This window comes from Inhella crocodyli, from assembly GCF_004004565.1.
GTDB lineage: Bacteria > Pseudomonadota > Gammaproteobacteria > Burkholderiales > Burkholderiaceae_C > Inhella > Inhella crocodyli.
On sequence record NZ_SACM01000002.1, the window covers coordinates 218,949 to 243,831 of the forward strand.

Below are 24,883 nucleotides of genomic sequence, written 5' to 3' on the forward strand. Positions count from 1 at the left end.
ATGCTGCAACCCGCTCGTCGCAAATTCCGCAAAGAGCAAAAGGGCCGCAACACCGGCGTCGCCACGCGTGGCGCGCAGGTGTCGTTTGGCGAGTTCGGTTTGAAGGCCACCGAGCGTGGCCGGATCACCGCGCGTCAAATCGAAGCCGCTCGTCGTGCCATCTCGCGCCACATCAAGCGTGGCGGCCGTATCTTCATTCGCATCTTCCCTGACAAGCCGATCTCCAAGAAGCCGGCCGAAGTGCGCATGGGTAACGGCAAGGGCAACCCGGAGTACTACGTGGCTGAGATCCAGCCCGGCAAGGTGCTCTACGAACTCAACGGCGTGCCCGAAGCACTGGCCCGCGAAGCGTTCACCCTGGCTGCAGCCAAGCTGCCGCTGAAGTGCACCTTCGTTGAGCGCCAGATCGGCGCCTGAAAGGGAACACCATGAAGGCATCTGAACTGCGCACCAAAGACGTTGCCGCGCTGGAAGCCGAGGTCAAGTCGCTGCTCAAGGCCCATTTCGGCCTGCGCATGCAAAAGGCCACGCAACAGCTGAGCAATCACACCGCCCTGGGTAACACGCGTCGCGACATCGCCCGCGTGAAGACCATCTTGGCCGAGAAGAAGAAAGAGGCTGCCAAATGACGACGCAAGCCGCGACCAAAGTCACCCGCACCCTCGTGGGTCGCGTGGTCAGCGACAAACGCGCCAAGACGGTCACCGTTTTGGTTGAGCGTCGCACCAAGCACGCGCTGTACGGCAAGATCGTCGCCACGTCCCGCAAGTACCACGCCCATGACGAACAGGGCGCGTACAAGATGGGCGATGTGGTCGAGATCACCGAAAGCAAGCCGATCTCGAAGACCAAGAACTGGGTCGTGACCCGCTTGGTCGAGAAGGCCGAAGCCGTCTAAGGCCTCAGGGGCCCTCGCTCAAAGCCGCGTCCTGTCAAACGGACGCGGCTTTTTTATTCAGGAGATCACCATGCTTGAAGTTGGCGCTGCACTGCCGGCGGTTACGGTCTACGAATACAACACCGTTGAAGGCGAAGCCTGCCCCATCGGCCCGATGGCGGTGCCGTTGGATGCCGCAAGCCGCGGAAAGTCCATCGCACTGTTTGCCTTGCCGGGCGCCTACACCCCGACCTGTTCGGCCAAGCACCTGCCCGGCTACATCGCGCAAGCCTCGGCGTTTCGTGCGCTGGGCGTGGATGAAATTTGGTGTCTGTCGGTGAACGATGCCTTCGTCATGCACCACTGGGGCGAGTCCCAGGGGGCGACTGGCGTTGTTCGCATGCTCGGCGATGGCTCTGCGCACTTCGCGCACGCGGCCGGCCTCGTGCTGGACCTGTCCGCCAAGGGCATGGGAGTACGCAGCCAACGCTATGCCGCGTGGGTCGTTGACGGTGTCATCCGCGTCCTGCAGGTGGAGGCGCCAGGTCAGTTTGAACGCAGCAGCGCCGAAAGCTTGCTGGCAGCTATTGCGGCAGCTTGAGAGCGTCGCCCAACACCGAGTGCCTTAACTGGCAGGGGACTCGAGACAATTTCGCGCGTCGGGGTTGACCCGATGCGCCATCGTCCTGCATAATGGCAGGCTTCGCTGGCCTTGGATGCGGTTGCCGTTCGTGCGACACCAAGGTTGGCTTCAGACCTCAAACCGCCGGGCGGCCTCAAAGGCTCAACGGCTTACGGGCCCAAGACTGACCGAGCGCTAAGCGACCGGGGCAAGTTGGGAATTGACATGATCCAAATGCAATCGCGACTCGACGTCGCGGACAACACGGGCGCGAAGTCCGTCATGTGCATCAAGGTGCTGGGTGGCTCCAAGCGTCGCTATGCCGGTATCGGTGATGTGATCAAGGTCAGCATCAAAGAAGCTGCGCCGCGTGGCCGCGTCAAAAAGGGCGAGGTCTACAACGCCGTGGTGGTGCGCACCGCCAAGTGTGTTCGTCGCCAAGACGGCTCGCTGGTGAAGTTCGACGGCAATGCCGCCGTGCTGCTCAATGCCAAGCTCGAGCCGATCGGCACCCGCATCTTCGGCCCGGTCACGCGCGAGCTGCGCAGCGAACGATTCATGAAGATCGTCTCGCTGGCGCCGGAAGTGCTCTGAGTCTGGCGACCGCAAAAGGACTGTCATGAACAAGATTCGCAAAGGCGACGAGGTCATCGTGTTGACCGGTCGCGACAAGGGCAAGCGTGGCACGGTGGCTGCTCGCGTTGACGCCGACCATCTGCTGGTTGATGGCGTGAACGTGGCCAAGAAGCACGTCAAGCCGAACCCCATGAAGGGCACGACGGGTGGTGTGGTTGACAAGACCATGCCCATCCATCAATCGAACGTGGCGATCTTCAATGCGGCGACCGGCAAGGCCGACCGCGTTGGGATCAAGTTGCTCGAAGACGGCAAAAAAGTGCGCGTCTTCAAGAGCAGCGGCGCCGAAATCAAGGCTTGACGGGGACCAACATGGCTCGTTTGCAAGCGTTTTATCGCGAAAAAGTGGTGCCCAGCCTCGTTGAGAAGTTTGGGTACAAGTCGGTGATGCAGGTTCCTCGCATCACCAAGATCACCCTGAACATGGGTGTCAGTGAAGCAGTGGCCGACAAGAAGGTCATGGATCACGCCGTGGGTGACTTGACCAAGATTGCGGGTCAAAAGCCGGTGGTGACCAAGTCGCGCAAGGCCATCGCGGGCTTCAAGATCCGCGAAGACGTGCCCATCGGCGCGATGGTCACCTTGCGTGGCGTCCAGATGTACGAATTTCTGGACCGCTTCGTGACGATCGCGTTGCCCCGTGTTCGCGACTTCCGCGGCATCTCGGGTCGTGCATTTGACGGTCGTGGCAACTACAACATCGGCGTCAAAGAGCAGATCATCTTCCCCGAGATCGAGTACGACAAGGTGGATGCGCTGCGTGGTCTGAACATCAGCATCACGACGACCGCCAAGACCGACGACGAAGCCAAGGCTCTGCTGCAGGCTTTCAAGTTCCCGTTCAAGAACTGAGGCACGCCATGGCAAAGCTTTCTCTCAAGCAGCGCGAACTGAAGCGCGAGCAACTGGTGGCCAAGTTTGCGAAGAAATACGCCGAACTGAAAGCCATCATCAACGACGCGAAGCGCAGCGACGAAGAGCGTTACGCCGCCCGTTTGGCCTTGCAGCAACTGCCGCGCAATGCCAACCCGACGCGCCTGCGCAACCGCTGCGAACTCACGGGCCGTGCCCGTGGCACGTTCCGCACCTTCGGCCTCGGCCGCAGCAAGATCCGTGAACTGGCCTTCAAGGGTGACATCCCCGGTGTCATCAAGGCCAGCTGGTAATCGGCAGGATTTGGAGAGTACCCCATGAGCATGAGTGATCCGATCGCCGACATGCTGACGCGCATCCGCAATGCGCAGTCGGTGGAAAAGTCGAGCGTGAGCATGCCCTCCTCCAAAATCAAGCTGGCGATCGCCAAGGTCTTGAAGGATGAGGGTTACATCGAGAACTTCGTGGTGCGCGGCGACGCTGCCCGTCCAGAGCTCGAGATTGAATTGAAGTACTACGCGGGTCGTCCGGTGATTGAGCGCATCGAGCGCGTCAGCCGCCCGGGCTTGCGTGTGTACAAGGGTCGCCACGACATCCCGAACGTCATGAACGGTTTGGGTGTGGCCATCATCACGACGCCGCAAGGCGTGATGACCGACCGCAAAGCGCGCCAAGCCGGTATCGGTGGCGAAGTGCTTTGCTACGTCGCCTAACCGCCGGAGGAATCGCAATGTCCCGCGTTGGAAAAATGCCGGTCGCGATCCCGCAAGGCGTGGATGTGACCCTGTCGAACGGCAACATCAGTGTCAAGGGCGCCCTGGGCACCTTGGTTCGCCCGCAGAGCGAGCTGGTGACCGTGGCCAACGATGCTGGCACGCTCAGCTTCGTTCCGACCAACGAGTCTGCCGAAGCCAATGCCATGAGCGGCACCATGCGTGCCCTGGTGGCGAACATGGTCCAGGGCGTTAGCAAGGGCTTTGAGCGCAAGCTCAACCTGGTGGGCGTGGGCTTCCGTGCCCAAGCCCAGGGCCAGAAGCTGAACCTGCAAATCGGTTTCTCCCACCCCGTGGTGAAGGACATGCCGGCCGGTATCAAGGTCGAGTGCCCGACGCAAACGGAAATCGTGATCAAGGGCGCTGACCGCCAGGTGGTGGGCCAGTTGGCCGCCGAAGTGCGCGCGATCCGTCCTCCCGAGCCTTACAAGGGCAAGGGCATCCGTTATTCGGATGAGAAGGTCACGATCAAAGAGACCAAGAAGAAGTAAGGAGCTGCGCCATGTTGAACAAGAAACAACAGCGACTGCGTCGTGCGCGTCAAACCCGCGTTCGCATCGCGCTGCAGCGCAAGGCCCGTCTGACGGTCTTCCGCTCCAACCTGCACATTTACGCCAGCCTGATCAGCGCCGACAACGCGAAGGTCTTGGCCACCGCCTCGACGGCCGAGAAGGCCGTGCGCGAAGCGGTGGGGGGCAAGGGCGGCAACGTCGCAGCGGCGCAAGCCGTTGGCAAGGCCATCGCCGAGAAGGCGAAGGCTGCTGGCGTCGAAGCCGTCGCCTTCGACCGTGCTGGTTACGCCTTCCACGGCCGCGTCAAGGCCTTGGCCGAAGCAGCCCGCGAAGCCGGTCTGAAGTTCTAAGCATTCGGAAGCAGAGCAAATGGCAAAGTTTCAACCCCGCGTGCAAGACGAAGGTCGTGACGACGGTCTGCGCGAGAAGATGATTGCGGTGAACCGCGTCACCAAAGTGGTGAAGGGCGGCCGCATCCTCGGCTTCGCTGCACTCACCGTGGTCGGTGATGGCGATGGCCGCATTGGCATGGGCAAGGGCAAGGCGCGTGAAGTGCCGGTCGCTGTTCAAAAGGCGATGGAAGCGGCCCGCCGCAACATGGTCAAGGTCAACCTCAAGAACGGCACCGTGCACCACAACGTGATCGGTGAGCACGGCGCTGCCCGCGTCATGCTGGCCCCGGCGCCGGTCGGTACCGGCGTGATCGCTGGCGGCCCGATGCGTGCTGTGTTCGAAGTCATGGGTGTCACCGACATCGTGAGCAAGAGCCACGGTTCGACCAACCCCTACAACATGGTCCGTGCCACGCTGGACGCGCTCAAGCGCACCAGCACGCCGGCGGCCGTTGCTGCCAAGCGCGGCAAGAGCGTCGAAGAGCTGTTCAGCTGATTCGCCGACGCAGGAGATTCTCATGTCTGACAAGAAAACCGTGACCGTGAAGCTGGTGCGCAGCATTGCTGGCACCCGTGAATCGCACCGTGCCACCGTGCGCGGCCTGGGTTTGCGCAAGCTGAACAGCACCAGCACCCTGGAAGACACCCCGGCGGTGCGCGGCATGATCACCAAGGTTCAGTACCTGGTGCAAGTGCTGTAACACCCGCCAAGGACAAGAACATGGAACTGAACACCATCAAGCCGGCCGACGGGGCCAAGAAAGCCAAGCGTCGCGTCGGTCGTGGCATTGGCTCGGGCCTGGGCAAGACCGCCGGTCGCGGCCACAAGGGTCAAAAGTCCCGCGCCGGTGGATTCCACAAGGTGGGCTTTGAAGGCGGTCAAATGCCGCTGCAGCGCCGCCTGCCCAAGCGCGGCTTCAAGTCGGCTTTGTTGAAGTTCAACGCCGAAATCAACCTGACCGACCTGCAGCGTTTGGGTGCTGACGAAGTGGATCTGGCCGTTCTCAAGGCGGCTGGCCTCGTGAGCGACCTGATCAAGAACGTCAAGGTCATCAAGTCGGGCGAGCTGACGCGCAAGGTGGTCCTGAAGGGCATCGGCGCGACGGCCGGCGCCAAGGCGGCTGTTGAGGCTGCCGGCGGCCAAGTTGCCTGATCGACTGAAGGCGATTCGTGGCTTCTAACGCGCAACAGCTGGTCCGCGGGGGGCGTTTCGGCGACCTCAAGCGCCGGCTTTGGTTCCTGTTGTTGGCCCTGGTGGTCTACCGGGTCGGCGCGCATATTCCTGTGCCGGGGATCGACCCGACTCAGTTGAAGCAGCTCTTCAGCAGCCAGCAAGGCGGCATCCTGAGCCTGTTCAACATGTTCTCGGGCGGCGCTTTGTCGCGCTTCACGGTCTTTGCATTGGGCATCATGCCGTACATCTCTGCGTCCATCGTGATGCAGTTGATGACCTACGTGGTTCCCAGTTTCGAAGCTTTGAAGAAGGAAGGCGAAGCCGGGCGGCGCAAGATCACGCAGTACACCCGTTATGGGACCCTGGGCTTGGCCTTGTTCCAGTCGTTCAGCATCGCTGTTGCGCTGGAAAGTTCGGCGGGCTTGGTGATTGCGCCGGGCTGGGGCTTCCGCATCACGGCCGTGGCCAGCTTGGTGGCCGGCACCATGTTCCTGATGTGGCTGGGTGAGCAGATCACCGAGCGCGGCTTGGGCAATGGCATCTCGATTTTGATCTTCGCCGGCATCGCTGCTGGACTGCCTGGCGCCATTGGTGGCTTGGGCAGCTTGGTGAGTTCCGGCGCCATGTCGATCATCGTCGCGCTATTCATCATTGCCCTGGTTGGCTTTGTGACGTGGGGCGTGGTGTTCGTCGAGCGTGGTCAGCGCAAGATCTTGGTGAATTACGCAAAGCGCCAAGTTGGCAACAAGGTGTATGGCGGCCAGTCGTCGCACTTGCCCTTCAAGCTGAACATGGCCGGGGTGATCCCTCCGATCTTCGCCTCGTCGATCATCCTGCTGCCTGCGACCTTGGCCAGTTGGTTCGGTGCTGGCGCTCAGGAAGGTCCGCTGCGTTGGTTGAAGAATGTGGGCGACGCATTGCATCCAGGTCAGCCGATCTACGTGATGCTGTATGCCGCTGCGATCGTGTTCTTCTGCTTCTTCTACACGGCGATGCAATACAACAGCCGTGAGACCGCAGACAACCTGAAAAAGGGCGGCGCATTCATTCCGGGCATTCGCCCGGGTGAGCAGACGGCCAAGTACTTGGACAAGATCTTGGGTCGCTTGACCTTGATCGGCTCCATCTACATCACGCTGGTGTGCTTGCTGCCCGAGTTCTTGACCCTGAAGTACAACGTCCCGTTCTACTTTGGTGGCACGTCGCTGTTGATCATCGTGGTCGTCACCATGGACTTCTGGGCCCAGGTTCAGAGCTATGTGATGAGCCAGCAATACGAATCGTTGTTGAAGAAGGCGAGCTTCAAGGCAAGCTGACGGAAGGCAAGACAATTTGATCTGAAGTGGCATGGCCAAGGACGACGTCATTCAGATGCAAGGTGAGATCCTTGAAAACCTGCCGAGCGCGACCTTTCGCGTAAAGCTGGACAACGGTCACACCGTCCTTGGCCACATCTCGGGGAAAATGCGGATGCACTACATCCGCATCTTGCCCGGGGACAAGGTCACCGTTGAGATGACCCCGTACGATTTGAGTCGTGCTCGCATCGTTTTCCGGGCGAAGTGAGCGAAACACAACCCCGGAAGACGACGCGTTCAGCGCAAAGCATTTAGGTCCAGGAGCAGAACATGAAAGTTTCGGCATCGGTCAAGAAGATGTGCCGCAATTGCAAGATCATCCGCCGCAAGGGTGTGGTGCGTGTGATCTGCACCGACCCGCGCCACAAGCAGCGCCAGGGCTGATCAGGCCGCCTGGACACGAGAGCAATAGAGGAAGACCATGGCACGTATCGCTGGTATCAACATCCCGCCGCAAAAGCACACCGAGATCGGGCTGACGTCCATCTACGGCATCGGCCGCACGACCGCGCAGAAGATCTGCGCTGCCTGTGGCGTTCCGTTCGACAAGAAGGTCAAGGACCTGTCTGACGCCGAACTGGAAAAGATCCGTGATGAGATCGGCAAGATGACCATCGAGGGCGACCTGCGCCGTGAGATGTCCATCAACATCAAGCGTTTGATGGACCTGGGTTGCTACCGTGGCTTCCGCCACCGCCGTGGCCTGCCGATGCGCGGCCAGCGCACCCGCACGAACGCCCGGACCCGCAAGGGCCCGCGTCGCTCGGCGGCGACCGGCAAGAAGTAATCAGCGGCTGGAACTGAAGAAAGATCAAGATGGCTAAGGCACCGAACAACTCCGCTGCTCAACGCGTCCGCAAGAAGGTTCGCAAGAACGTTGCCGATGGCGTTGCTCACGTTCACGCGTCGTTCAACAACACGATCATCACGATCACCGATCGCCAGGGCGGCGCCCTGAGCTGGGCTTCGTCGGGCGGTCAGGGCTTCAAGGGCTCGCGCAAGTCGACCCCGTTCGCGGCCCAGGTCGCGGCTGAAGTGGCCGGTCGTGCGGCGCAAGAACAGGGCATCAAGAACCTCGACGTCAAGATCAAGGGCCCGGGCCCGGGTCGCGAGTCGTCGGTCCGTGCGTTGGCTGCTCTGGGCATTCGCATCAACTCGATCGCTGACGTGACGCCGGTGCCGCACAACGGTTGCCGTCCGCAGAAGCGTCGTCGCATCTGACGCCCACGCATTCAGGATTTGGGAAGCTTGCGCGATAATCGCGGGCTTTCTAATGGCCGGCGGGCTCCTTGATGGGGCCGCCGGCGCTTTTCGTTGGTCGGGCCGCCTGTTGGCAGCTTGACCACTAAGACCACCGTCTGAGCGCATAAAAACACACCCGCCAGACTTGCGCCGAGCCATTCGCTGGGCGTCAGATTGAACCAGGACCAACAACGTGGCACGTTATCTCGGCCCCAAGGCCAAACTTTCCCGCCGTGAAGGCACCGACCTGTTCCTGAAGAGCGCCCGCCGCGCCATCAGCGACAAGGCCAAGTTCGACACCAAGCCCGGCCAGCATGGCCGCACCTCGGGTCAGCGCACGAGCGACTTCGGTCTGCAATTGCGCGAGAAGCAGAAGGTCAAGCGCATGTACGGCGTTTTGGAGCGTCAGTTCCGCCGCTACTTCGCAGAAGCCGAGCGCCGCAAGGGTTCGACCGGCGTCAACCTGCTGACGCTCTTGGAGTCCCGCCTGGACAACGTCGTGTACCGCATGGGCTTTGGCTCCACGCGTGCCGAAGCGCGCCAACTGGTGTCCCACAAGGGCATCCAAGTGAACGGTCAAACGGTCAACATCGCGTCTTACTCGGTCAAGGCCGGTGATGTGGTGGCCGTGCGCGAAGGCGCCAAGAAGCAGCTGCGCATCATCGACTCGCTCAAGTTGGCCGAGTCGCTGGGCTTCCCGGCCTGGGTGCAAGTGGACCTGACCAAAATGGAAGGCGTGTTCAAGAAGACGCCGGACCGCGACGAGTTCGGTGCCGAGATCAACGAATCGTTGATCGTCGAGTTGTACTCGCGCTGATCGATTGGCAAGGTGCGGCTGGCGCAGACGTGCGCCGATGGCCAAGCCTTGCCCCCAGTGCCGGAATCGTCGTTTGACGGTTCCGGTTGCTTCCTCAGCCTCCGGTGGTGCACCCGGGGGATTGATAGAAAGAGCCCATGCAAACGAATCTGCTCAAACCCAAGTCGATCAACGTCGAGCCGCTGGGCGGCCACCGTGCCAAGGTCACGTTGGAGCCTTTCGAGCGCGGCTACGGCCACACGCTGGGCAACGCCCTCCGCCGGGTCTTGTTGTCGTCGATGGTGGGTTATGCGCCGACCGAAGTCACGATCGCGGGCGTGCTCCATGAGTACTCGACGGTCGACGGTGTGCAGGAAGACGTGGTTGGCATCATGCTCAACCTCAAGGGCGTTACGTTCCGTCTGCACAACCGCGAAGAAGTCACCCTGATCCTGCGCAAGGAAGGCGAAGGCCCGGTGACCGCGGCTGACATCCAGACTCCGCATGACGTGGAAATCATCAACCCTGATCACGTGATTTGCCATCTGGCCCAAGGCGGCAAGATCGACATGCAGATCAAGGTGGAAAAGGGCCGCGGTTACGTGCCGGGCAACCTGCGTCGTTTCGGCGATGAGCCGACCAAAGCCATCGGTCGCATCGTGTTGGATGCGTCCTTCTCGCCCGTGCGTCGCGTCAGCTACGCCGTCGAGAACGCTCGCGTCGAGCAGCGCACGGACTTGGACAAGTTGGTCATGGAGATCGAAACCAACGGTGCCATTTCGCCCGAGGAAGCGATCCGTGCTTCGGCCAAGATCTTGGTCGAGCAACTGGCTGCCTTCGCCCAACTGCAAGGCACCGACCTGGTCGATGCCTTCGATGCGCCGGCCCAGCGTTCGGCCTCGTTCGATCCGATCTTGCTGCGTCCGGTCGACGAGTTGGAGTTGACCGTTCGCTCGGCCAACTGCCTCAAGGCCGAGAACATCTATTACATCGGCGACCTTATCCAGCGCACCGAGACCGAGCTGCTCAAGACCCCCAACCTGGGTCGCAAGTCGCTCAACGAAATCAAGGAAGTGCTCGCCTCGCGCGGCTTGACCTTGGGTTCTCGCCTGGAAAACTGGCCGCCCGTCGGCCTCGACAAGCGCTGATTTGTATTGAACAGGGCAAGGGGAGCCCCTGAAGACAAGCTCCTCATCGGTGCAACCGCCAGTACCTGATCCGGCTGGCGGCAAAACATAGGAAAGGAACAGCACCATGCGTCACCGTAACGGTCTCCGCAAACTCAATCGCACGAGCGAACACCGCGCAGCCATGTTGCGCAACATGGCGGTTTCGCTGCTGCAGCACGAAGCCATCAAGACGACCCTGCCCAAGGCCAAGGAACTCCGCCGCGTGGTCGAGCCCTTGATCACCCTGGCCAAGGAAGCCACCGTGGCGAACCGTCGCTTGGCGTTCAACCGCCTGCGCGATCGCGATGTGGTCACCAAGCTGTTCAACGAATTGGGCCCGCGTTTTGCGGCCCGTCCGGGCGGTTACACCCGCATCTTGAAGATGGGCTTCCGCGTTGGCGACAACGCGCCGATGGCTTATGTCGAATTGGTGGATCGTCCGGCGGCGCCGGCCGAAGCCGCTGCTGAGTAAGCCCATGCTGGCCGCCCGTTGAGGCGGTTTGCTCAAAAGGGTCGGCTTGCCGACCCTTTTTTCATGGCGTGGCTCAACGGGTGGGATGCGGCTGCCATGGGAATGCCATGCGCCCGCGCACTTCAGAAAACTTGAAAGAAGTCTTGCGTCACTGCCACCCTTCGTGCTAAAGTCTCAGGCTTCCCTGGCGCGGGGTGGAGCAGTCCGGTAGCTCGTTGGGCTCATAACCCAAAGGTCGTAGGTTCAAATCCTGCCCCCGCAACCATCGAAGATCGAGTCCCACAAAGACTCAGCCAAAGCCCGCATTAGCGGGCTTTTTGCTTTGCGGGCCCGTTCGAGGGTGAGCGGTCTCAGCCTCGGGTCACCAACTGGCGTGATGGCGCGCTGAGCGCAGTTCATTCAGTCCAGATGAACTCACCCAAGCGCTGCAGCCAACGACAACGCCACGCTGCGTCGCTTGAATGGCGATCCGTCGTTGTGGCAACGGTGGCGGCAAGCGTTCGCGACGCTGCAGGAACGCGTTCAGTCCCGCGCGTGGGCGACACAGCGCAGGGCACAGGCACCCTGCGGAAATGCCCCGCGCTCGGATGCCGGGGCGCTCAGTCTTCCAATTCGGCTTTGGCGAGCTCGATGTCGAAGCGCTCCATCGCGTCGAGGGGGCTCAATGCCGCGGCCTTGGCGTACAGGGCTTCCGCTTCGGCCATGCGCTTGTCGCCTTCGATCATCACGTAGCCGTTGGCGCATTCCATCAAGGTGATGGCGCTGGTCGGGTTGAGTTTGAGGGCGGCGTCGAACATCTGCAGTCCGGTGCGCGCATCGGCGCCTTGACCGCGGGCCAACAAACGGCCGACCTTGTCGATCACCTCGGCGTGGAACGCGCCCAGCGCCACGTGGGCGTCGGCATGGCGCGGCGCCAGGGCGATCGCACGCTCCAAGGCCGTCTTGATCTTCACGCCGAGGCCCTGCACCAGGGCCTCGGCGATGCTGATGCCTTGGCTGTAGCGCCCCAAGGCGTAGGCCTGCAGGTAGAAGGCGTTGGCGTTGTCGGGCTGGGCGTCTTGCTGCGCCTCCGCCCGGGCGGCCACGGCCAGGAAGGCGTCGAGTTTGGCCTGCTCGTTCTTCTCCACGTAGTTCGCATGGATGGCCTGCGCCTTGTTGGCCACGGTGATGCCGTCGCCGCCGGCCTTCAGCCCGGCCGCCAATGCCGCTTTGAAATCGCCCGCGTGAAACAGGCGCCAGGCCTCAACCACCGCGGCCGACTTGGGCCAAGGCTCGGCGTCCCCGCGGTGCAACTGCGGCCACAGCGACTTGAGGCTGGCGGCATCGTGATCGAAGCCTGCGGCGGCCTTGGGGGTCACCGACTTTGCTGAGGGCGCCTTGGACTTGCCGGGCGCCTTGGTGGCGACTTTGGTGGGCGCTTTGTCGACCACCTTGGCCGGGGCTTTGGCGGCCACCTTGCTGGGGGCCTTGGGCGTGACCTTGGCCGTGACCTTGGGCGCGGCTTTGGGCGCTGCAGTCGTCTTGCCAGCGGACTTGCCCGGGGCCTTGGCCGGCGCCTTGCTGGCAACTTTCGCCGAGGCTTTGGAGGCTGCTTTGGGCGTTGCCTTGGCGGCCGCCTTGGGCGCCGCCTTGGAGGCCGCCTTGACGGCAGCCTTGGGGGCACTGGCCTTGGCCGCCGGGCCCGGCGCTGGGGTCTTCTTGGCGGGCGTCTTCTTGGCGGTCGTGGCCATGGGCAGGTCTCCTCAGGATTGGTAATTGCCGGCGAGCTTGAACAGGTGCTCGCGAGACTGGGGTTCGAGGTAGGGCATCAACAAGCTCAGCACGTGGAAGGCGCCGCGTAGCAGCGCGGCGCCGGCCCGTTCGGGCTCGAGGGCATGGCGCGGGTCCTTCACGTACTCGAAGCTCAACCAGTAACTTTGCAGCACCACCATGGAGGCGGCCACGGGCGCGGCTTCCCGCGGGTCCATCTTCAAGGCGCCGCCAATCTTCAGCCCCGCCAGCACGCCCCGCATGGCTTCTTGCTTGCGGGCGAGCACGGTCTGGAAATGGGTTTCGAGCTTGCGGTTCTTGCTCAGCAGGTCGTTGAGGTCGCGGTACAGGAAACGGTGCTTCCAAATCAGCTCGTACAGGGTGTGGAAGAAAAACCAGGCGTCCTCCACGTTCCTGACGTTGTCGGCCGCGAGCAGCAGGTCGGCCAACTCGGCGTCGAAGCGCAAGAACAAGGCATTGATGAGCTCGTCCTTGGCGGGGTAGTGGTAGTACAGGTTGCCGGGGCTGATGTTCAGCTCGGCGCTGATCAGCGTGGTGCTGACGTTGGGCTCGCCGAAGCGGTTAAACAGGTCGAGCGTCACTTCCAGGATGCGCTCGGCGGTGCGTCGGGGCTTTTTGGGCGGGGCCATGTTCTTCTGTTCGTGGCGGGGCGTGGCAACGATACCCGCTGAAGAAGGGCGCCTCCTAGGGATTTGGTGCGGCCTTCCTACAATCTGGCGCATGACCGCGACACCCGCCATCCGCTTCGAGCGGGTGCACAAGACCTACCGCGGCGCCTCCACCCCTGCGTTGACCGATGTTTCCTTCGACATCGCCCCTGGGGACTTCTTTGGGCTGCTCGGGCCCAACGGCGCCGGCAAAACCAGCCTGATCAGCATCCTGGCCGGCCTGTCCCAGGCCAACCAGGGCCGCGTGGCCGTGATGGGCCACGACGTGGTCAGCGACTACGCCAGCGCCCGCCGCGCCCTGGGCGTGGTGCCGCAAGAGCTGGTGTTCGACCCGTTTTTCAGCGTGCGCGAAACCCTGCGCTTCCAAGCCGGCTACTTTGGCGTGACGGCCACCGACGCCTGGATCGACGAGCTGCTGGGCGAGCTGGGCCTGGCCGCCAAGGCCGACGCCAACATGCGGCAGCTCAGCGGTGGCATGAAGCGCCGCGTGCTGGTGGCGCAGGCCCTGGTCCACAAGCCGCCGGTCATCGTGCTGGACGAGCCGACCGCAGGCGTGGACGTGGAACTGCGCCAAACCCTGTGGCAGTTCATCGCCCGCCTGAACAAGGCGCAAGGCACCACCGTGCTGCTGACCACGCACTACCTGGAAGAGGCCGAGGCCCTGTGCGGCCGCATCGGCATGCTCAAGGCCGGCCAGCTGGTGGCCTTGGACCGCACCAGCGCGCTGCTGAGCCACCGCAGCCACCAGGTGCTGCGCTTCAAGACCGACGCCGCCCTGCCCGAAGGGCTCGATGCGCGTGTGACCGGGCGCATCGCGCAGATCAAGGCGCACGACGCCGCCGAGGTCGAGCAGATCTTGGGCCGCCTGCGCCAGGCCCAGGTGCCGGTGGAGGACTTGGAGATCGGGCGCGCCGACCTGGAGGACGTGTTCCTCGAAATCATGCAAGGAGAGGCGCGATGAAGCCCGGTGCGTCGACCCTGTTCAAGAAAGAGCTGCTGCGCTTCTGGAAGGTCAGCTTCCAGACCATCGCCGCGCCGGTGCTCACCTCGGTGCTGTACCTGATGATCTTTGGCCACGTGCTGGAAGACCACGTGCAGGTGCACGGTGTGCCTTACGGCGCCTTCCTCTTGCCGGGTCTGGTGATGATGAGCGTGCTGCAAAACAGCTTCGCCAACAGCAGCTCCAGCCTCATCCAAAGCAAGGTCACGGGCAACCTCGTGTTCTTGCTGCTCACGCCCCTGAGCCCGCGGGCGTGGTTCTTGGCCTACGTGGGCGCGGCCATGGTGCGCGGCCTGGCCGTGGGCCTGGGCGTGGCGCTGGCCACGCTGTGGTTCGTGCCCTGGCAGGGCTGGGCCCTGCAGCACCTGCCCTGGGCCTTGGCCTTCGGCCTGCTGGGCGCGGGCCTGATGGGCTCGCTGGGCCTGATCGCCGGCCTGTGGGCCGACAAGTTCGACCAACTGGCCGCGTTCCAAAACTTCATCGTCATGCCCATGACCTTCTTGGCGGGCGTGTTCTATTCCGTGGATTCGCTGCCGCCTTTTTGGCGCGCAGCCTCGCACCTCAACCCCTTCTTCTACATGGTGGACGGCTTCCGCCACGGCTTCTTTGGCGTCAGCGACACGAATCCCTGGATCAGCCTGGGCATCGTGGCGCTGGCCTTTGCCGTTGTTGCCACCCTGGCGCTGCAGTTGCTGCAGCGCGGCTACAAAGTGAGACATTGACATGGCCGACCCCACGCCCGACGAGGTGCGTTCCTACATCGCCGCCGGCTTGCCCTGCGCGCACCTCGAGGTGAACGGCGACGGCCGGCACTTCTTCGCCACCATCGTGAGCGCGGAGTTCGAGGGCCTGAGTCGCGTGCGCCGCCACCAGCGCGTGTACGCCGCGCTGGGCGAGCGCATGAAAGAGCAGATCCACGCCCTCTCGATGAAGACCCTGACCCCCACCGAACACGCTGAAGGCGCCTGAGCCATGGACAAACTCCTCATCCGCGGCGGCAAGCCCTTGCACGGCACCGTCACCATCTCCGGCGCCAAGAACGCCGCCCTGCCCGAGCTGTGCGCCGCGCTGCTGACGGCCGAGCCGGTGGTGCTGGACAACGTGCCGCGCCTGCAAGACGTCCACACCATGATCAAGCTGCTGCGCAACATGGGCGCCAGCGTGGAATGGGACAGCGACACCGGCCACCGCCTGACGCTGAACGCCGGCCCGGTCAGCAACCCCGAGGCACCCTACGAGCTGGTGAAGACCATGCGCGCCAGCATCTTGGCGCTGGGCCCGCTGCTGGCCCGCTTCGGCGAGGCCACGGTCAGCCTGCCCGGCGGCTGCGCCATCGGCTCGCGTCCGGTGGATCAGCACATCAAGGGCCTGCAGTTGATGGGCGCCGAGATCGTCGTCGAGCACGGCTACATCCTGGCCAAGTGCCCGGCGGGTGGGCGCTTGAAGGGCGCGCGCATCACCACCGACATGATCACGGTGACCGGCACCGAAAACTTCCTGATGGCCGCCGCGCTGGCCGAGGGCGAGACCGTGCTGGAAAACGCCGCGCAAGAGCCCGAGGTGGTGGACCTGGCCGAGCTGCTCATCAAGATGGGCGCGCAGATCGAAGGCCATGGCACCAGCCGCATCGTGATCCGCGGCGTCGACCAACTGCACGCCCCGCGCGAGCCGCACGCCATCGTGCCCGACCGCATCGAAGCCGGCACCTTCCTGTGCGCCGTGGCCGCCACCGGTGGCGACGTGGCCCTGGTGGGCTCGCGCGCCGACCATTTGGACGCCGTCATCGACAAGCTGCGCGAGGCCGGGGCCAGCGTCAACGCCATCAACGGCCAGCTGCGCGTCACCATGGGCACGCGGCCCATCGCGGTGGGCTTTCGCACCAGCGAGTACCCCGCCTTCCCGACCGACATGCAGGCCCAGCTGATGGCCGTGAACTGCGTGGCCCAGGGCTCGGCCAAGATCAGCGAGACCATCTTTGAAAACCGCTTCATGCACGTCAACGAGCTGGTGCGCCTGGGCGCCCGCATCGAGGTCGACGGCAAGACGGCGGTCGTCACCGGCGTGGAGCGCTTGAGCGGCGCCACCGTGATGGCCACTGACCTGCGCGCCAGCGCCAGCCTGGTCATCGCCGGCCTGGTGGCCGAGGGGCAGACCGTGGTGGACCGCATCTACCACCTGGACCGCGGCTACGAGCAAATGGAAGCCAAGCTGCGCGCCCTGGGTGCCGACATCGAGAGGGTGAAATGACCCACCCCCGAAGCGCTTCGCGCCTCCCCCTCAAGGGGGCGCCACTGGCGGCCCGGCCGAGCCGGTTCCGCGGTGGCCGCTTGGAGGCTGACTGCCTGGATTGCTGGTTCACCCCATGACTCAATTGACATTGGCCCTGAGCAAGGGCCGCATCTTTGACGACACGCTGCCGCTGCTGCGCGCGGCGGGCATCGAGGTCTTGGAAGACCCCGAGAAGACGCGCAAGCTCATCCTGCCCACCAACCAGCCCGACGTGCGCGTGGTGCTGGTCCGCGCCAGCGACGTGCCGACCTACGTGCAGTTCGGCGGCGCCGACGTGGGCGTGGCCGGCTTGGACGTGGTGCTGGAGCACGAACTGGGCCCTTACGGGGGCGGGGAGGGCGGCGCTTCGCTGCTGCGCCCCATCGACCTGGGCATCGCCCGCTGCCGCCTGAGCGTGGCCACCCGCGCCGACTTTGACTACGCCGCCGCCGTGCGCCAAGGCGCGCGCATCCGCGTGGCCACCAAGTACACCCAGCTGGCCCGCCAGCACTTCGCCGACAAGGGCGTGCACGTCGACCTCATCAAGCTCTACGGCTCGATGGAGCTCGCCCCGCTGACCGGCCTGGCCGACGCCATCGTCGACCTGGTCAGCACCGGCAGCACGCTCAAGGCCAACCACCTCGTCGAGGTCGAAGACATCCTCCCGGTGTCGGCCCACCTCGTCGTCAACCCCGGCGCCGCCAAGCTCAAGCGCGTGCGCCTGCAACCGCTGATGGACGCCTTCCGCCGCGCCCTCGCTGCCTCCACTGCCAACGCCTGAAGTCATGAAGATCCGCCGCCTCGCCACCACCGCCGCCACGTTCGACGCCGAGCTCGAGCAGCTGCTGCATTGGAGCGAGGAGACCGACGCCGGCATCGAGACCACGGTCGCGCAAATCATTGCCGACGTGCGCCGCGACGGTGACGCCACCGTGCTGGCGCTGACGCACAAGTTCGACGGCGTGCAGGCCGCCTCGGTGGCCGACTTGGCCATCCCTCCGGCCGAGCTGAAGGCCGCCTTCGACGGCCTGCCCGAGGTCCAGCGCCAGGCCCTGCAAGTGGCCGCCGAGCGCGTGCGCCGCTACCACCAGCGCCAGTTCGAGGTCACCTGCCAAGGCTTCGAGTTCGAGGACGAAGACGGTAACCGCCTGGGCCAGCAGGTCACCCCGCTGGACCGCGTGGGCCTGTACGTGCCCGGCGGCAAAGCGGCCTACCCCAGCTCGGTGCTGATGAACGCCATTCCCGCGCAGGTGGCCGGCGTGGGCCAGATCGTCATGGTCGTGCCCACGCCCCGCGGCGAGAAGAACGCCCTGGTGCTGGCCGCCGCCCACCTGGCCGGCGTGGCCCAGGTCTTCACGATTGGCGGCGCGCAGGCCGTGGCCGCCCTGGCCTACGGCACGGCCACCATCCCGCGCGTGGACAAGATCACCGGCCCCGGCAACGCCTACGTGGCCGCGGCCAAGCGCCGCGTGTTCGGGCAGGTGGGCATCGACATGATCGCCGGCCCCAGCGAAATCCTGGTGCTGGCCGACGGCAGCGCGCCGCCCGACTGGGTGGCCATGGACCTGTTCAGCCAGGCCGAACACGACGAGCTGGCGCAAAGCATCCTGCTGTGCCCCGACGCCGCCTACCTCGACGCCGTCGAGGCCGCGATGAACCGCCTGCTGCCCGACATGCCACGCGCCGCCGTCATCCGCGCCAGCCTGGAGGGCCGCGGCGGCCTGATCCACACGCGCAGCATGGAAGAGGCCTGCGCGGTGAGCAACCGCATCGCGCCCGAGCACCTGGAGGTGAGCAGCACGGCCCCGCGCCGATGGCTGCCGCACCTGAAGCACGCCGGCGCCATCTTCCTGGGCACCTACGCCAGCGAGAGCTTGGGCGACTACTGCGCCGGCCCCAACCATGTGCTGCCCACCAGTGGCACCGCCCGCTTCAGCTCGCCCCTGGGCGTGTACGACTTCGTCAAGCGCAGCAGCCTGATCGACATCAGCCACCGCGGCGCCCAGGTGCTGGGCCCGGTGGCCGACACGCTGGCGCAGGGCGAGGGCCTGCAGGCGCATGCGCGGTCGGCGGCGATGCGGGTGGACGCCAGCGGCGGATGAGTAGCCGCTGAGCGCAAGGCGACTCGCTTTGCTGGGGTGCTGATCGCAAGGGCTGAAGCCGTCCGGTCCGCACTCCATTCAAAGAGTCGGCTGTCGGCCAGGAGCTGACTTTGGGAAGCGATTGCCGATTGGCGCCAGTGATATGGCGGCCGTTAACGATCCGCCGATAAAGCTTTATGCAGCATTTGGACCGTGAGTACGAGGGCGTGCGCTACAGCACCCTGGTCGCCAGCGACGTAATGCGCGATGGAATTGCTCTTGAGCTGCATCGGCATTGGCAAAACCAAGACAACGTGGTCGCAGAGGTGTTCTTTTCAGACGAAGTCGGTAAATGGACCCTCAGCACCTTCGACTGCGATGTTCCGTTGGAGCTGATCGAACAGTTGATTTCCGAAGCAAAGGAAAGGCTGGGGCGTGGTGCTGAGTAGCCGTTCATTGCGGCTGACTCTGGCCGGCTGAATGCGTTTGCCGCCATGGGGAAAGTCTGTCGCAACTGGATTGAGCACGTGCGCGATTGGCGCGACGAGCCGATGGCCTATTGGGTTCACGTAGAGCGCGACGGCGCGCCATGGCGTTCGTCCAAGTCATACGATCCGCCTGCCCCGATGCCCGACGGACGCTGTGGTTTCCCGGTTCTTTGCATTGAGTCCCAGGGGTTTGTCTTTCGCTTCTCATCTGCTGCTCAGCTTGGTGAGTGCATCGAAGTACTTGGACGCAAACCTCTCCCTCCATCGCGGCGCCTTTGCGCAATTCGCGGTGGCCAAGTCGGGCCCAACGGTCATTGGCTTAGCAGGTTGCCTGCGCACATCAAGTCCCCGAAAACTAGGCTGCAAGCTGTCCAAGACCTTCGCTCAGTTGCATCTGCCATGCCAGTTCACAGTTCATTCAAGCCGACGCCGCTACTCGGCACGGCTTAGTTCAGGCGTTGAGTGACAACTTGCTGGTGCGGTGATTGGCTGGTTCGGATCGATAGCAGTCCTCAGAGGCCCGCGGCCTGTTGCAGGCAAATTGCCGCTTGTCTGGGGGCCTGCTGAAGAGTGTTCCTTGGATTGGGTTTCTCCCGCCCTTTGACGCGGCTTTGCCGCCGATCAGCGGATCAACCCGCCAGGGCATCGCGGCGCCTCCCCGCCGAGCCGAGCCCACGCTTCCCACAATCGCGGCATGGCCGCGTCCACCGCACTCGTTTGGCTGAAGCGCGACCTGCGCTTGCACGACCACGCCCCGTTGGCGCGGGCGGCGGCCTTCGAGCGCGCGGCGGCCGTGTTCTTCATCGAGCCCGACTGGTTGGCCTCGCCGGAGTTCGACCCCCAGCACCTGCGCTTCGTGCTGCAAAGCTTGCAGGGCCTGCGCTTGCGCCTGCATCGGCGCGCCCTGCCGTTGCACGTGCGCGTGGCGCCGGCGGTGGAGGGCCTGGCCGCGTTGCAGCGCGAGTTGGGGGTGACGCACCTGCTGAGCCACGAAGAGACCGGCCCGGGCTGGACCTACGCGCGCGACCTGGCCGTGGCGGCGTGGTGCCGGCAGGCCGGGGTCGCGTGGACTGAGCTGCCGCAGCACGGCGTGGTGCGCCGCCTGCGCAGCCGCAACGGCTGGGCCGGGCAGTGGCAGGCGCGCATGGACGCCGACGAGGCGCCGGTGCCTGTTGGTTGGTCGCCGGCCGGCGACTTCCCCACCGAGCCGCTGTCCACGCCCGAAGCCCTGGGCGTGGCACCGGACGCGCGAGCCGGCCAGGTGGGCGGCGAGCGCGCCGCGCTGGCCACGCTGGACGACTTCCTGATGCGCCGCGGCCACGACTACCGCCGCGCGATGAGCAGCCCGCTGAGCGCCGAAGCCGGCTGTAGCCGGCTGTCGCCCCATCTGGCCTGGGGCACCTTGAGCCTGCGCCGCGCGCACCAAGCCACCGAGGCGCGCATCGCCGAGGCGCAGCTTCTCGGCGAGCGCGGCTGGGCCTACGCGCTGCGCGGCTTTGCCGGGCGCCTGCGCTGGCACTGCCACTTCATGCAAAAGCTGGAGGACGAGCCGGCCATCGAGCACCGCGCCTTCGTGCCGGCCTTCGACGGCCTGCGCCCGGGCGACGCCGCGCCCTTCACCGAGTCCGACCAGGCCCGCTTTGAGGCCTGGGCCACCGGCCACACGGGTTGGCCGATGGTGGACGCCTGCATGCGCAGCCTCAACGCCACCGGCTGGCTGAACTTCCGCATGCGCGCCATGCTGGTCAGCGTGGCGAGCTACCCGCTGTGGCTGCACTGGCGGCCCACGGGCCTGCACCTGGCGCGGCAGTTCCTGGACTTCGAAGCCGGCATCCACTGGAGCCAGATGCAGATGCAATCGGGCACCACGGGCATCAACACCCTGCGCATTTACTCGCCCACCAAGCAGGCCTTGGACCAAGACCCCGACGGGGTGTTCATCCGCCGCTGGGTGCCCGAGCTGGCCGGCGTGCCGTTGCCTCACTTGGCCACGCCCTGGCGCATGGATGCGGCCACGCAGCGGGCCAGCGGCTGCGTCATCGGAACGCACTACCCGGCACCGCTGGTGGACGAGCGCAGCGCCATCCGCGCGGCCAAGGACGCGATGTGGACCGAGCGCCGCCGGCCCGAGGCCCGCGCGCAGGCCGATGGCGTGCAAGAGAAGCACGGCTCGCGCAAGAGCGGGCTGCCGAACACGACGAAGGCGCGGCGCGCCAAAGCGGCGCTGGCACCGGCGACCCCATCGACCCCTTCGCCCCAGGGAGAGTTGTTTTGAGCTTCAACCCAGAAACGGCAGTTGGACACGGCCGAGTGCGCCGTGATGCGGTGCGCTGGCAAGGCGCGAGGACGCCGCGGGCTCTTGCCCGCAAGGACGAGCAACGCCGCCAGCGTGCTGCAGCGCGGTGCAATCGGCTGTGTAGCGGTGTCGCCCAAGCGGTGAACAGCGCCGTGGGCTCAATCCGATGATGGAGCGAAAACTGGCAGGCGGAGGGAAGCGGTCAACTGCCGTTTCTGGGTTCCGGGGCAACAAGCAGGGGCTGCCCAGCAAGCCTTGCGCGCACTGCGGGCGTGAGATGACTTGGCGCAAGGCTTGGGCCAAGACCTGGAGCGAGGTGAAGTTCTGCAGCGAGCGCTGCCGCCGCGAAGCGAAGGCCGCCCGATGAGGAACTTGGTCATCGTGCTGGGCGACCAGCTCGACGAAGCCGCCAGCGCTTTCGACGGCTTCGACCCCGCGCAAGACGCCGTGTGGATGGCCGAGGTGGCCGAAGAGAGCACGCATGTCTGGAGCAGCCAGCCGCGCACGGCGCTGTTCCTGGCGGCCATGCGCGCCTTTGCGCAGGCCTTGCGCGAGCGCGGCTGGCCGCTGCACTACCAGCACCTGGACGACGCGCAGGCCGCGCCCAGCCTGGCCGAGGCCCTGGCGCGCGATGTGCGGGCGCTGCAGCCCCAAGCCTTGGTGATGACCGCCCCCGGCGACTGGCGTGTGCTGCAGGCCCTGCGCGGCCTGGCCAAGGCCTTGGGCCTGCCGCTGGACCTGCGCGACGACCGCCACTTCTTTGCCACCGTGCGCGAGTTCGCCGCCCACACGAAGGGCCGCAAGCAGCTGCGCATGGAGTACTTCTACCGGGAGCAACGCGCCAGGCACCGTGTGCTGCTGGACGACGCCGGACAGCCCCTCGGTGGGCAGTGGAATTTCGACGCCGAGAACCGCGAGGCCTTCGGGCCGCAAGGCCCGGGCCTGGTGCCCCCTGCGCCGCGCTTCGCGCCCGACGCGCGCACGGCCGGCGTGCTGGCCCTGGTCCGCAATCGCTTCGCCAGCCATCCCGGTCAGCTGGACGACTTCGCCTGGCCCGTCACCCGTGCGCAGGCCTTGCAGGCGTTGGACGACTTCATCGAGCACCGCCTGCCGCAGTTCGGCCTGTGGCAAGACGCGATGTGGCCGGGCGAGCCCTTCCTGTGGCACAGCCTGCTGGCCAGCAGCCTGAACCTCAAGCTCATCACGCCGCACGAGGTGGTGGCCAAGGCCGAAGCCGCGCACCGCGCCGGCCACGTGCCCCTGGCCGCGGCCGAAGGCTTCATCCGGCAGATCTTGGGCTGGCGCGAGTACGTGCGCGGCATCTACTGGACGCAGATGCCCGACTACGCCGAGCGCAACGCGCTCGACGCGCAGGCCGAGCTGCCGGCCTGGTACTGGACGGGCGAGGTGGGCATGGCCTGCCTGCGCGACGCCATCGGCCAGACCCTGCGCCACGGCTACGCCCATCACATCCAGCGCCTGATGGTGACCGGCCTGTACGCGCTGCTGCTGGGCGTGCGACCGCAACGGGTGCACGAGTGGTACCTGGCGGTGTACGTGGACGCCGTGGAGTGGGTGGAGCTGCCCAACACCCTGGGCATGAGCCAGTTCGCCGACGGCACGCTGCCCGACGGCCGGCCCGCGCCCTTCGGCGCCATGGCCAGCAAGCCCTACATCGCCAGCGGCCAGTACATCCAGCGCATGAGCGGCGGTGCGGCCTGCCAAGGCTGCCGATTCAAGCCCGCCCAGCGCACGGGGCCCGACGCCTGCCCGTACACCGCGCTGTACTGGGACTTCCTGCTGCGCCACGAGGCCCGCTTTGCCAAGCACCCGCGATTGGCGCTCCAGGTGAAGAACCTGGCTCGCGTGGATGAGGCGGAGCGCAAGGTCATTCGCCTGCAGGCCGAAGCCTGGAAGGCCGGGGGGAGTGGCCTGTGATGACGCTCGACCTGGACCTCGACCTGAGCCCCGCCACCGCCCGCGAACGCCTGGCCCGCGTGGACGCTGCCGCTTACGCCGCCACCCGCAACCACCTGCAAGGCGCGGTGTCGGGCCTGTCGCCCTGGATCGTGCACGGCGCCCTGAGCCTGCGCGAGGCCTTGGCCGCGGTGCACGCCCGCACGCCGCTGCCGCTGGACCACCGCTGGGTGCAGGAGCTGGCGTGGCGCGGCTTCTTCCAGCACCGCCTGATCCGCGAGCCCGACACGGTATGGCACAGCCGCCACGAAGGCCCGTCGCCCGAGGGCGAGTACGCAACCGAGTTGCCGGCCGACGTGCGCGAGGCCCGCACCGGCCTGGCCGTCGTCGACCAGGCCGTGCGCACCCTGGCCACCACCGGCTGGCTGCACAACCACGCCCGCCTGTGGCTGGCCAGCTACCTGGTGCACGGCCGCCGCGTGCATTGGCGCGCCGGGGCCGATTGGATGTTGAGCGGGCTGATGGACGGCGACGTGGGCCCCAACCATGGCTCTTGGCAGTGGGTGGCCGGCACGGGCAGCCACAAGCCCTACCTGTTCAACGCCGACAACGTGGCCCGCTTCGCGCCCAACGATTGGCAGGTGCCCGGGTCGGTGTTGGACGCCAGCTACGACGCGCACGAAGCCCGCGCTCGCGGGGCCTTGCCGGCGCTGCCGGCGGGGCAGGGCGGCGAACCCCTGGCCGGCCCCGAGTGGAGCCGCGTGCCACCCCTCGAACCCGCCTGGGGCCCGGACCTGCGGGGCCGCCGCGTGTGGTTGGCCCACCCCTGGAGCCTGGGCGGCCCGCCGCCCGGCTTTGACACCGTCGTCGCGTTGTGGCCGCTGGACGCGTGGACCAACATCACCTGGCGCCGCGAGCGCTGGGCGGCCGTGGCGCGGCGCCTGCAAGCCCTCACGCCCTGGCAGTGGGTGGGGCCGGCTGATGTCTTGGCGAGCAAGTTGGCGGGCGCTCACCCCTCGGGCATCGACCATCCTTGCATGCCTCCGCCCTTGCGCGCGCTGCTGGACCGCCCCGCCGACTCGCTGTTCCCGGTGCTGGATCGACCCGATGCGCCGGTGGCCAGCTCCTTCAGTGCCTATTGGCGCCTGGGCACCCGGCGCCTGCGCAGCGTGGACGAGTTGCTGGCTCAGTTTGATTGACACGAAGTTCGTGTTCCACGAAACTCGTGGTGCACGAACTTCGTGGAGCAGGGCATGCGCAACGTCACCGTCACCATGGAAGACGCCGTCGCCGACTGGGCGCGGATGGAAGCCGCGCGCCGCAACACCAGCGTGTCGCGCCTGATCGGCGAGATGCTGGCCGACAAGATGCGGCACGACGACGCCTACGAACGCGCCATGCGCGAGGCCTTGGAGTTCAAGAGCTTTGGCGAATCCAGCGGGCGCTACCTGAGCCGCGACGAGATCTACGACCGCAGCGCTCGCCGCGCCGAAGGATGA

36 protein-coding genes and 1 tRNA gene are annotated in these 24,883 nt (G+C 65.5%); 35 read left to right on the forward strand and 2 right to left on the reverse strand.

Features of this window, described 5'->3' with window-relative positions:
* From rplP to EOD73_RS09070, 23 genes are all read left to right on the forward strand, one after another.
* The gene (gene rplP, locus EOD73_RS08960) at window positions 1-417 is read left to right on the forward strand and encodes a 50S ribosomal protein L16 (protein WP_127682652.1); all 417 of its coding nucleotides are present in this window, start codon (window positions 1-3) and stop codon (window positions 415-417) included.
* An 11-nt stretch (window positions 418-428) separates the two neighbouring features.
* Complete coding sequence (rpmC, locus tag EOD73_RS08965) at window positions 429-629, forward strand: 50S ribosomal protein L29 (RefSeq protein ID WP_127682653.1); 201 nt, start codon at window positions 429-431, stop codon at window positions 627-629.
* Window positions 626-898: a 30S ribosomal protein S17 gene (rpsQ, locus tag EOD73_RS08970; RefSeq protein WP_127682654.1), complete on the forward strand. Its 273-nt coding sequence runs from the start codon at window positions 626-628 to the stop codon at window positions 896-898. The genes rpmC and rpsQ overlap by 4 nt, the downstream gene beginning before the upstream one ends.
* Window positions 899-968: 70 nt before the next feature.
* A complete protein-coding gene (locus EOD73_RS08975) occupies window positions 969-1,478 on the forward strand; it encodes a peroxiredoxin (protein WP_127682655.1) in 510 nt (169 codons plus the stop codon).
* 246 nt (window positions 1,479-1,724) lie between these two features.
* Window positions 1,725-2,093: a 50S ribosomal protein L14 gene (rplN, locus tag EOD73_RS08980; protein WP_127682656.1), complete on the forward strand. Its 369-nt coding sequence runs from the start codon at window positions 1,725-1,727 to the stop codon at window positions 2,091-2,093.
* Window positions 2,094-2,118: 25 nt separating this feature from the next.
* Window positions 2,119-2,436 (forward strand): 50S ribosomal protein L24, encoded by a 318-nt coding sequence (gene rplX / locus EOD73_RS08985; RefSeq protein ID WP_127682657.1) that lies wholly within the window; start codon window positions 2,119-2,121, stop codon window positions 2,434-2,436.
* 11 nt (window positions 2,437-2,447) lie between these two features.
* The gene (gene rplE / locus EOD73_RS08990; RefSeq protein WP_127682658.1) at window positions 2,448-2,987 is read left to right on the forward strand and encodes a 50S ribosomal protein L5; all 540 of its coding nucleotides are present in this window, start codon (window positions 2,448-2,450) and stop codon (window positions 2,985-2,987) included.
* Window positions 2,988-2,995: 8 nt separating this feature from the next.
* Window positions 2,996-3,301 (forward strand): 30S ribosomal protein S14, encoded by a 306-nt coding sequence (gene rpsN, locus EOD73_RS08995; protein ID WP_127682659.1) that lies wholly within the window; start codon window positions 2,996-2,998, stop codon window positions 3,299-3,301.
* A gap of 24 nt (window positions 3,302-3,325) precedes the next feature.
* Complete coding sequence (rpsH, locus tag EOD73_RS09000) at window positions 3,326-3,721, forward strand: 30S ribosomal protein S8 (protein ID WP_127682660.1); 396 nt, start codon at window positions 3,326-3,328, stop codon at window positions 3,719-3,721.
* A gap of 17 nt (window positions 3,722-3,738) precedes the next feature.
* Entirely contained in the window at window positions 3,739-4,272 is a 534-nt protein-coding gene (gene rplF, locus EOD73_RS09005) for a 50S ribosomal protein L6 (protein WP_127682661.1), read from the forward strand.
* 11 nt (window positions 4,273-4,283) lie between these two features.
* A complete protein-coding gene (rplR, locus tag EOD73_RS09010) occupies window positions 4,284-4,643 on the forward strand; it encodes a 50S ribosomal protein L18 (protein WP_127682662.1) in 360 nt (119 codons plus the stop codon).
* 19 nt (window positions 4,644-4,662) lie between these two features.
* Window positions 4,663-5,181 (forward strand): 30S ribosomal protein S5, encoded by a 519-nt coding sequence (gene rpsE / locus EOD73_RS09015; protein WP_127682663.1) that lies wholly within the window; start codon window positions 4,663-4,665, stop codon window positions 5,179-5,181.
* A gap of 22 nt (window positions 5,182-5,203) precedes the next feature.
* On the forward strand, window positions 5,204-5,386 hold the full coding sequence (rpmD, locus tag EOD73_RS09020) for a 50S ribosomal protein L30 (protein ID WP_127682664.1): 183 nt from the start codon (window positions 5,204-5,206) through the stop codon (window positions 5,384-5,386).
* Between the two features lie 20 nt (window positions 5,387-5,406).
* Entirely contained in the window at window positions 5,407-5,838 is a 432-nt protein-coding gene (gene rplO / locus EOD73_RS09025; RefSeq protein ID WP_127682665.1) for a 50S ribosomal protein L15, read from the forward strand.
* Window positions 5,839-5,855: 17 nt separating this feature from the next.
* Window positions 5,856-7,175 carry a preprotein translocase subunit SecY gene (secY, locus tag EOD73_RS09030; RefSeq protein WP_127682666.1) on the forward strand — a complete coding sequence of 440 codons (1,320 nt, stop codon included), beginning with the start codon at window positions 5,856-5,858 and terminating at the stop codon, window positions 7,173-7,175.
* A gap of 31 nt (window positions 7,176-7,206) precedes the next feature.
* A complete protein-coding gene (gene infA / locus EOD73_RS09035) occupies window positions 7,207-7,425 on the forward strand; it encodes a translation initiation factor IF-1 (RefSeq protein ID WP_127682667.1) in 219 nt (72 codons plus the stop codon).
* A 62-nt stretch (window positions 7,426-7,487) separates the two neighbouring features.
* Window positions 7,488-7,601: a 50S ribosomal protein L36 gene (gene rpmJ, locus EOD73_RS09040; RefSeq protein WP_035036301.1), complete on the forward strand. Its 114-nt coding sequence runs from the start codon at window positions 7,488-7,490 to the stop codon at window positions 7,599-7,601.
* 37 nt (window positions 7,602-7,638) lie between these two features.
* On the forward strand, window positions 7,639-8,004 hold the full coding sequence (rpsM, locus tag EOD73_RS09045; protein ID WP_127682668.1) for a 30S ribosomal protein S13: 366 nt from the start codon (window positions 7,639-7,641) through the stop codon (window positions 8,002-8,004).
* A gap of 29 nt (window positions 8,005-8,033) precedes the next feature.
* Window positions 8,034-8,438 (forward strand): 30S ribosomal protein S11, encoded by a 405-nt coding sequence (rpsK, locus tag EOD73_RS09050; RefSeq protein ID WP_127682669.1) that lies wholly within the window; start codon window positions 8,034-8,036, stop codon window positions 8,436-8,438.
* A gap of 214 nt (window positions 8,439-8,652) precedes the next feature.
* Window positions 8,653-9,276, forward strand: a complete 624-nt coding sequence (gene rpsD / locus EOD73_RS09055) for a 30S ribosomal protein S4 (RefSeq protein WP_127682670.1) — start codon at window positions 8,653-8,655, stop codon at window positions 9,274-9,276.
* 137 nt (window positions 9,277-9,413) lie between these two features.
* Window positions 9,414-10,403 (forward strand): DNA-directed RNA polymerase subunit alpha, encoded by a 990-nt coding sequence (locus EOD73_RS09060; RefSeq protein WP_127682671.1) that lies wholly within the window; start codon window positions 9,414-9,416, stop codon window positions 10,401-10,403.
* A gap of 106 nt (window positions 10,404-10,509) precedes the next feature.
* Window positions 10,510-10,896, forward strand: a complete 387-nt coding sequence (gene rplQ / locus EOD73_RS09065) for a 50S ribosomal protein L17 (protein ID WP_127682672.1) — start codon at window positions 10,510-10,512, stop codon at window positions 10,894-10,896.
* Between the two features lie 188 nt (window positions 10,897-11,084).
* Window positions 11,085-11,161, forward strand: a tRNA-Met gene (locus tag EOD73_RS09070).
* A 334-nt stretch (window positions 11,162-11,495) separates the two neighbouring features.
* On the opposite strand, the gene EOD73_RS09075 is transcribed toward EOD73_RS09070, so the two are convergent.
* Window positions 11,496-12,254, reverse strand: coding sequence for a hypothetical protein (locus EOD73_RS09075; RefSeq protein ID WP_127682984.1), 759 nt, complete (start codon window positions 12,252-12,254; stop codon window positions 11,496-11,498).
* Between the two features lie 384 nt (window positions 12,255-12,638).
* Window positions 12,639-13,295, reverse strand: coding sequence for a TetR/AcrR family transcriptional regulator (locus EOD73_RS09080; protein WP_127682673.1), 657 nt, complete (start codon window positions 13,293-13,295; stop codon window positions 12,639-12,641).
* A gap of 91 nt (window positions 13,296-13,386) precedes the next feature.
* Between EOD73_RS09080 and EOD73_RS09085 the strand changes: the two genes are divergently transcribed.
* From EOD73_RS09085 to EOD73_RS09140, 12 genes are all read left to right on the forward strand, one after another.
* Window positions 13,387-14,295: an ABC transporter ATP-binding protein gene (locus EOD73_RS09085; RefSeq protein ID WP_127682674.1), complete on the forward strand. Its 909-nt coding sequence runs from the start codon at window positions 13,387-13,389 to the stop codon at window positions 14,293-14,295.
* Window positions 14,292-15,056, forward strand: coding sequence for an ABC transporter permease (locus EOD73_RS09090; protein ID WP_127682675.1), 765 nt, complete (start codon window positions 14,292-14,294; stop codon window positions 15,054-15,056). The genes EOD73_RS09085 and EOD73_RS09090 overlap by 4 nt, the downstream gene beginning before the upstream one ends.
* A gap of 1 nt (window position 15,057) precedes the next feature.
* Complete coding sequence (locus EOD73_RS09095) at window positions 15,058-15,303, forward strand: BolA family protein (RefSeq protein ID WP_127682676.1); 246 nt, start codon at window positions 15,058-15,060, stop codon at window positions 15,301-15,303.
* Window positions 15,304-15,306: 3 nt separating this feature from the next.
* Entirely contained in the window at window positions 15,307-16,581 is a 1,275-nt protein-coding gene (murA, locus tag EOD73_RS09100; RefSeq protein WP_127682677.1) for a UDP-N-acetylglucosamine 1-carboxyvinyltransferase, read from the forward strand.
* A 115-nt stretch (window positions 16,582-16,696) separates the two neighbouring features.
* Window positions 16,697-17,383, forward strand: a complete 687-nt coding sequence (gene hisG, locus EOD73_RS09105) for an ATP phosphoribosyltransferase (protein ID WP_127682678.1) — start codon at window positions 16,697-16,699, stop codon at window positions 17,381-17,383.
* Window positions 17,384-17,387: 4 nt separating this feature from the next.
* Entirely contained in the window at window positions 17,388-18,704 is a 1,317-nt protein-coding gene (hisD, locus tag EOD73_RS09110; protein ID WP_127682679.1) for a histidinol dehydrogenase, read from the forward strand.
* Window positions 18,705-18,880: 176 nt separating this feature from the next.
* Window positions 18,881-19,132, forward strand: a complete 252-nt coding sequence (locus tag EOD73_RS09115; RefSeq protein ID WP_127682680.1) for a hypothetical protein — start codon at window positions 18,881-18,883, stop codon at window positions 19,130-19,132.
* Window positions 19,133-19,865: 733 nt separating this feature from the next.
* Entirely contained in the window at window positions 19,866-21,446 is a 1,581-nt protein-coding gene (locus EOD73_RS09120; protein ID WP_127682681.1) for a cryptochrome/deoxyribodipyrimidine photo-lyase family protein, read from the forward strand.
* Window positions 21,447-21,744: 298 nt separating this feature from the next.
* Entirely contained in the window at window positions 21,745-21,834 is a 90-nt protein-coding gene (locus EOD73_RS18000; protein ID WP_375137437.1) for a DUF2256 domain-containing protein, read from the forward strand.
* Window positions 21,831-23,405 (forward strand): cryptochrome/photolyase family protein, encoded by a 1,575-nt coding sequence (locus EOD73_RS09130; protein WP_127682683.1) that lies wholly within the window; start codon window positions 21,831-21,833, stop codon window positions 23,403-23,405. Before EOD73_RS18000 ends, EOD73_RS09130 begins: the two co-directional genes overlap by 4 nt.
* Complete coding sequence (locus tag EOD73_RS09135; RefSeq protein WP_127682684.1) at window positions 23,405-24,583, forward strand: FAD-binding domain-containing protein; 1,179 nt, start codon at window positions 23,405-23,407, stop codon at window positions 24,581-24,583. The genes EOD73_RS09130 and EOD73_RS09135 overlap by 1 nt, the downstream gene beginning before the upstream one ends.
* A 54-nt stretch (window positions 24,584-24,637) precedes the next feature.
* Entirely contained in the window at window positions 24,638-24,883 is a 246-nt protein-coding gene (locus tag EOD73_RS09140) for a CopG family transcriptional regulator (RefSeq protein WP_127682685.1), read from the forward strand.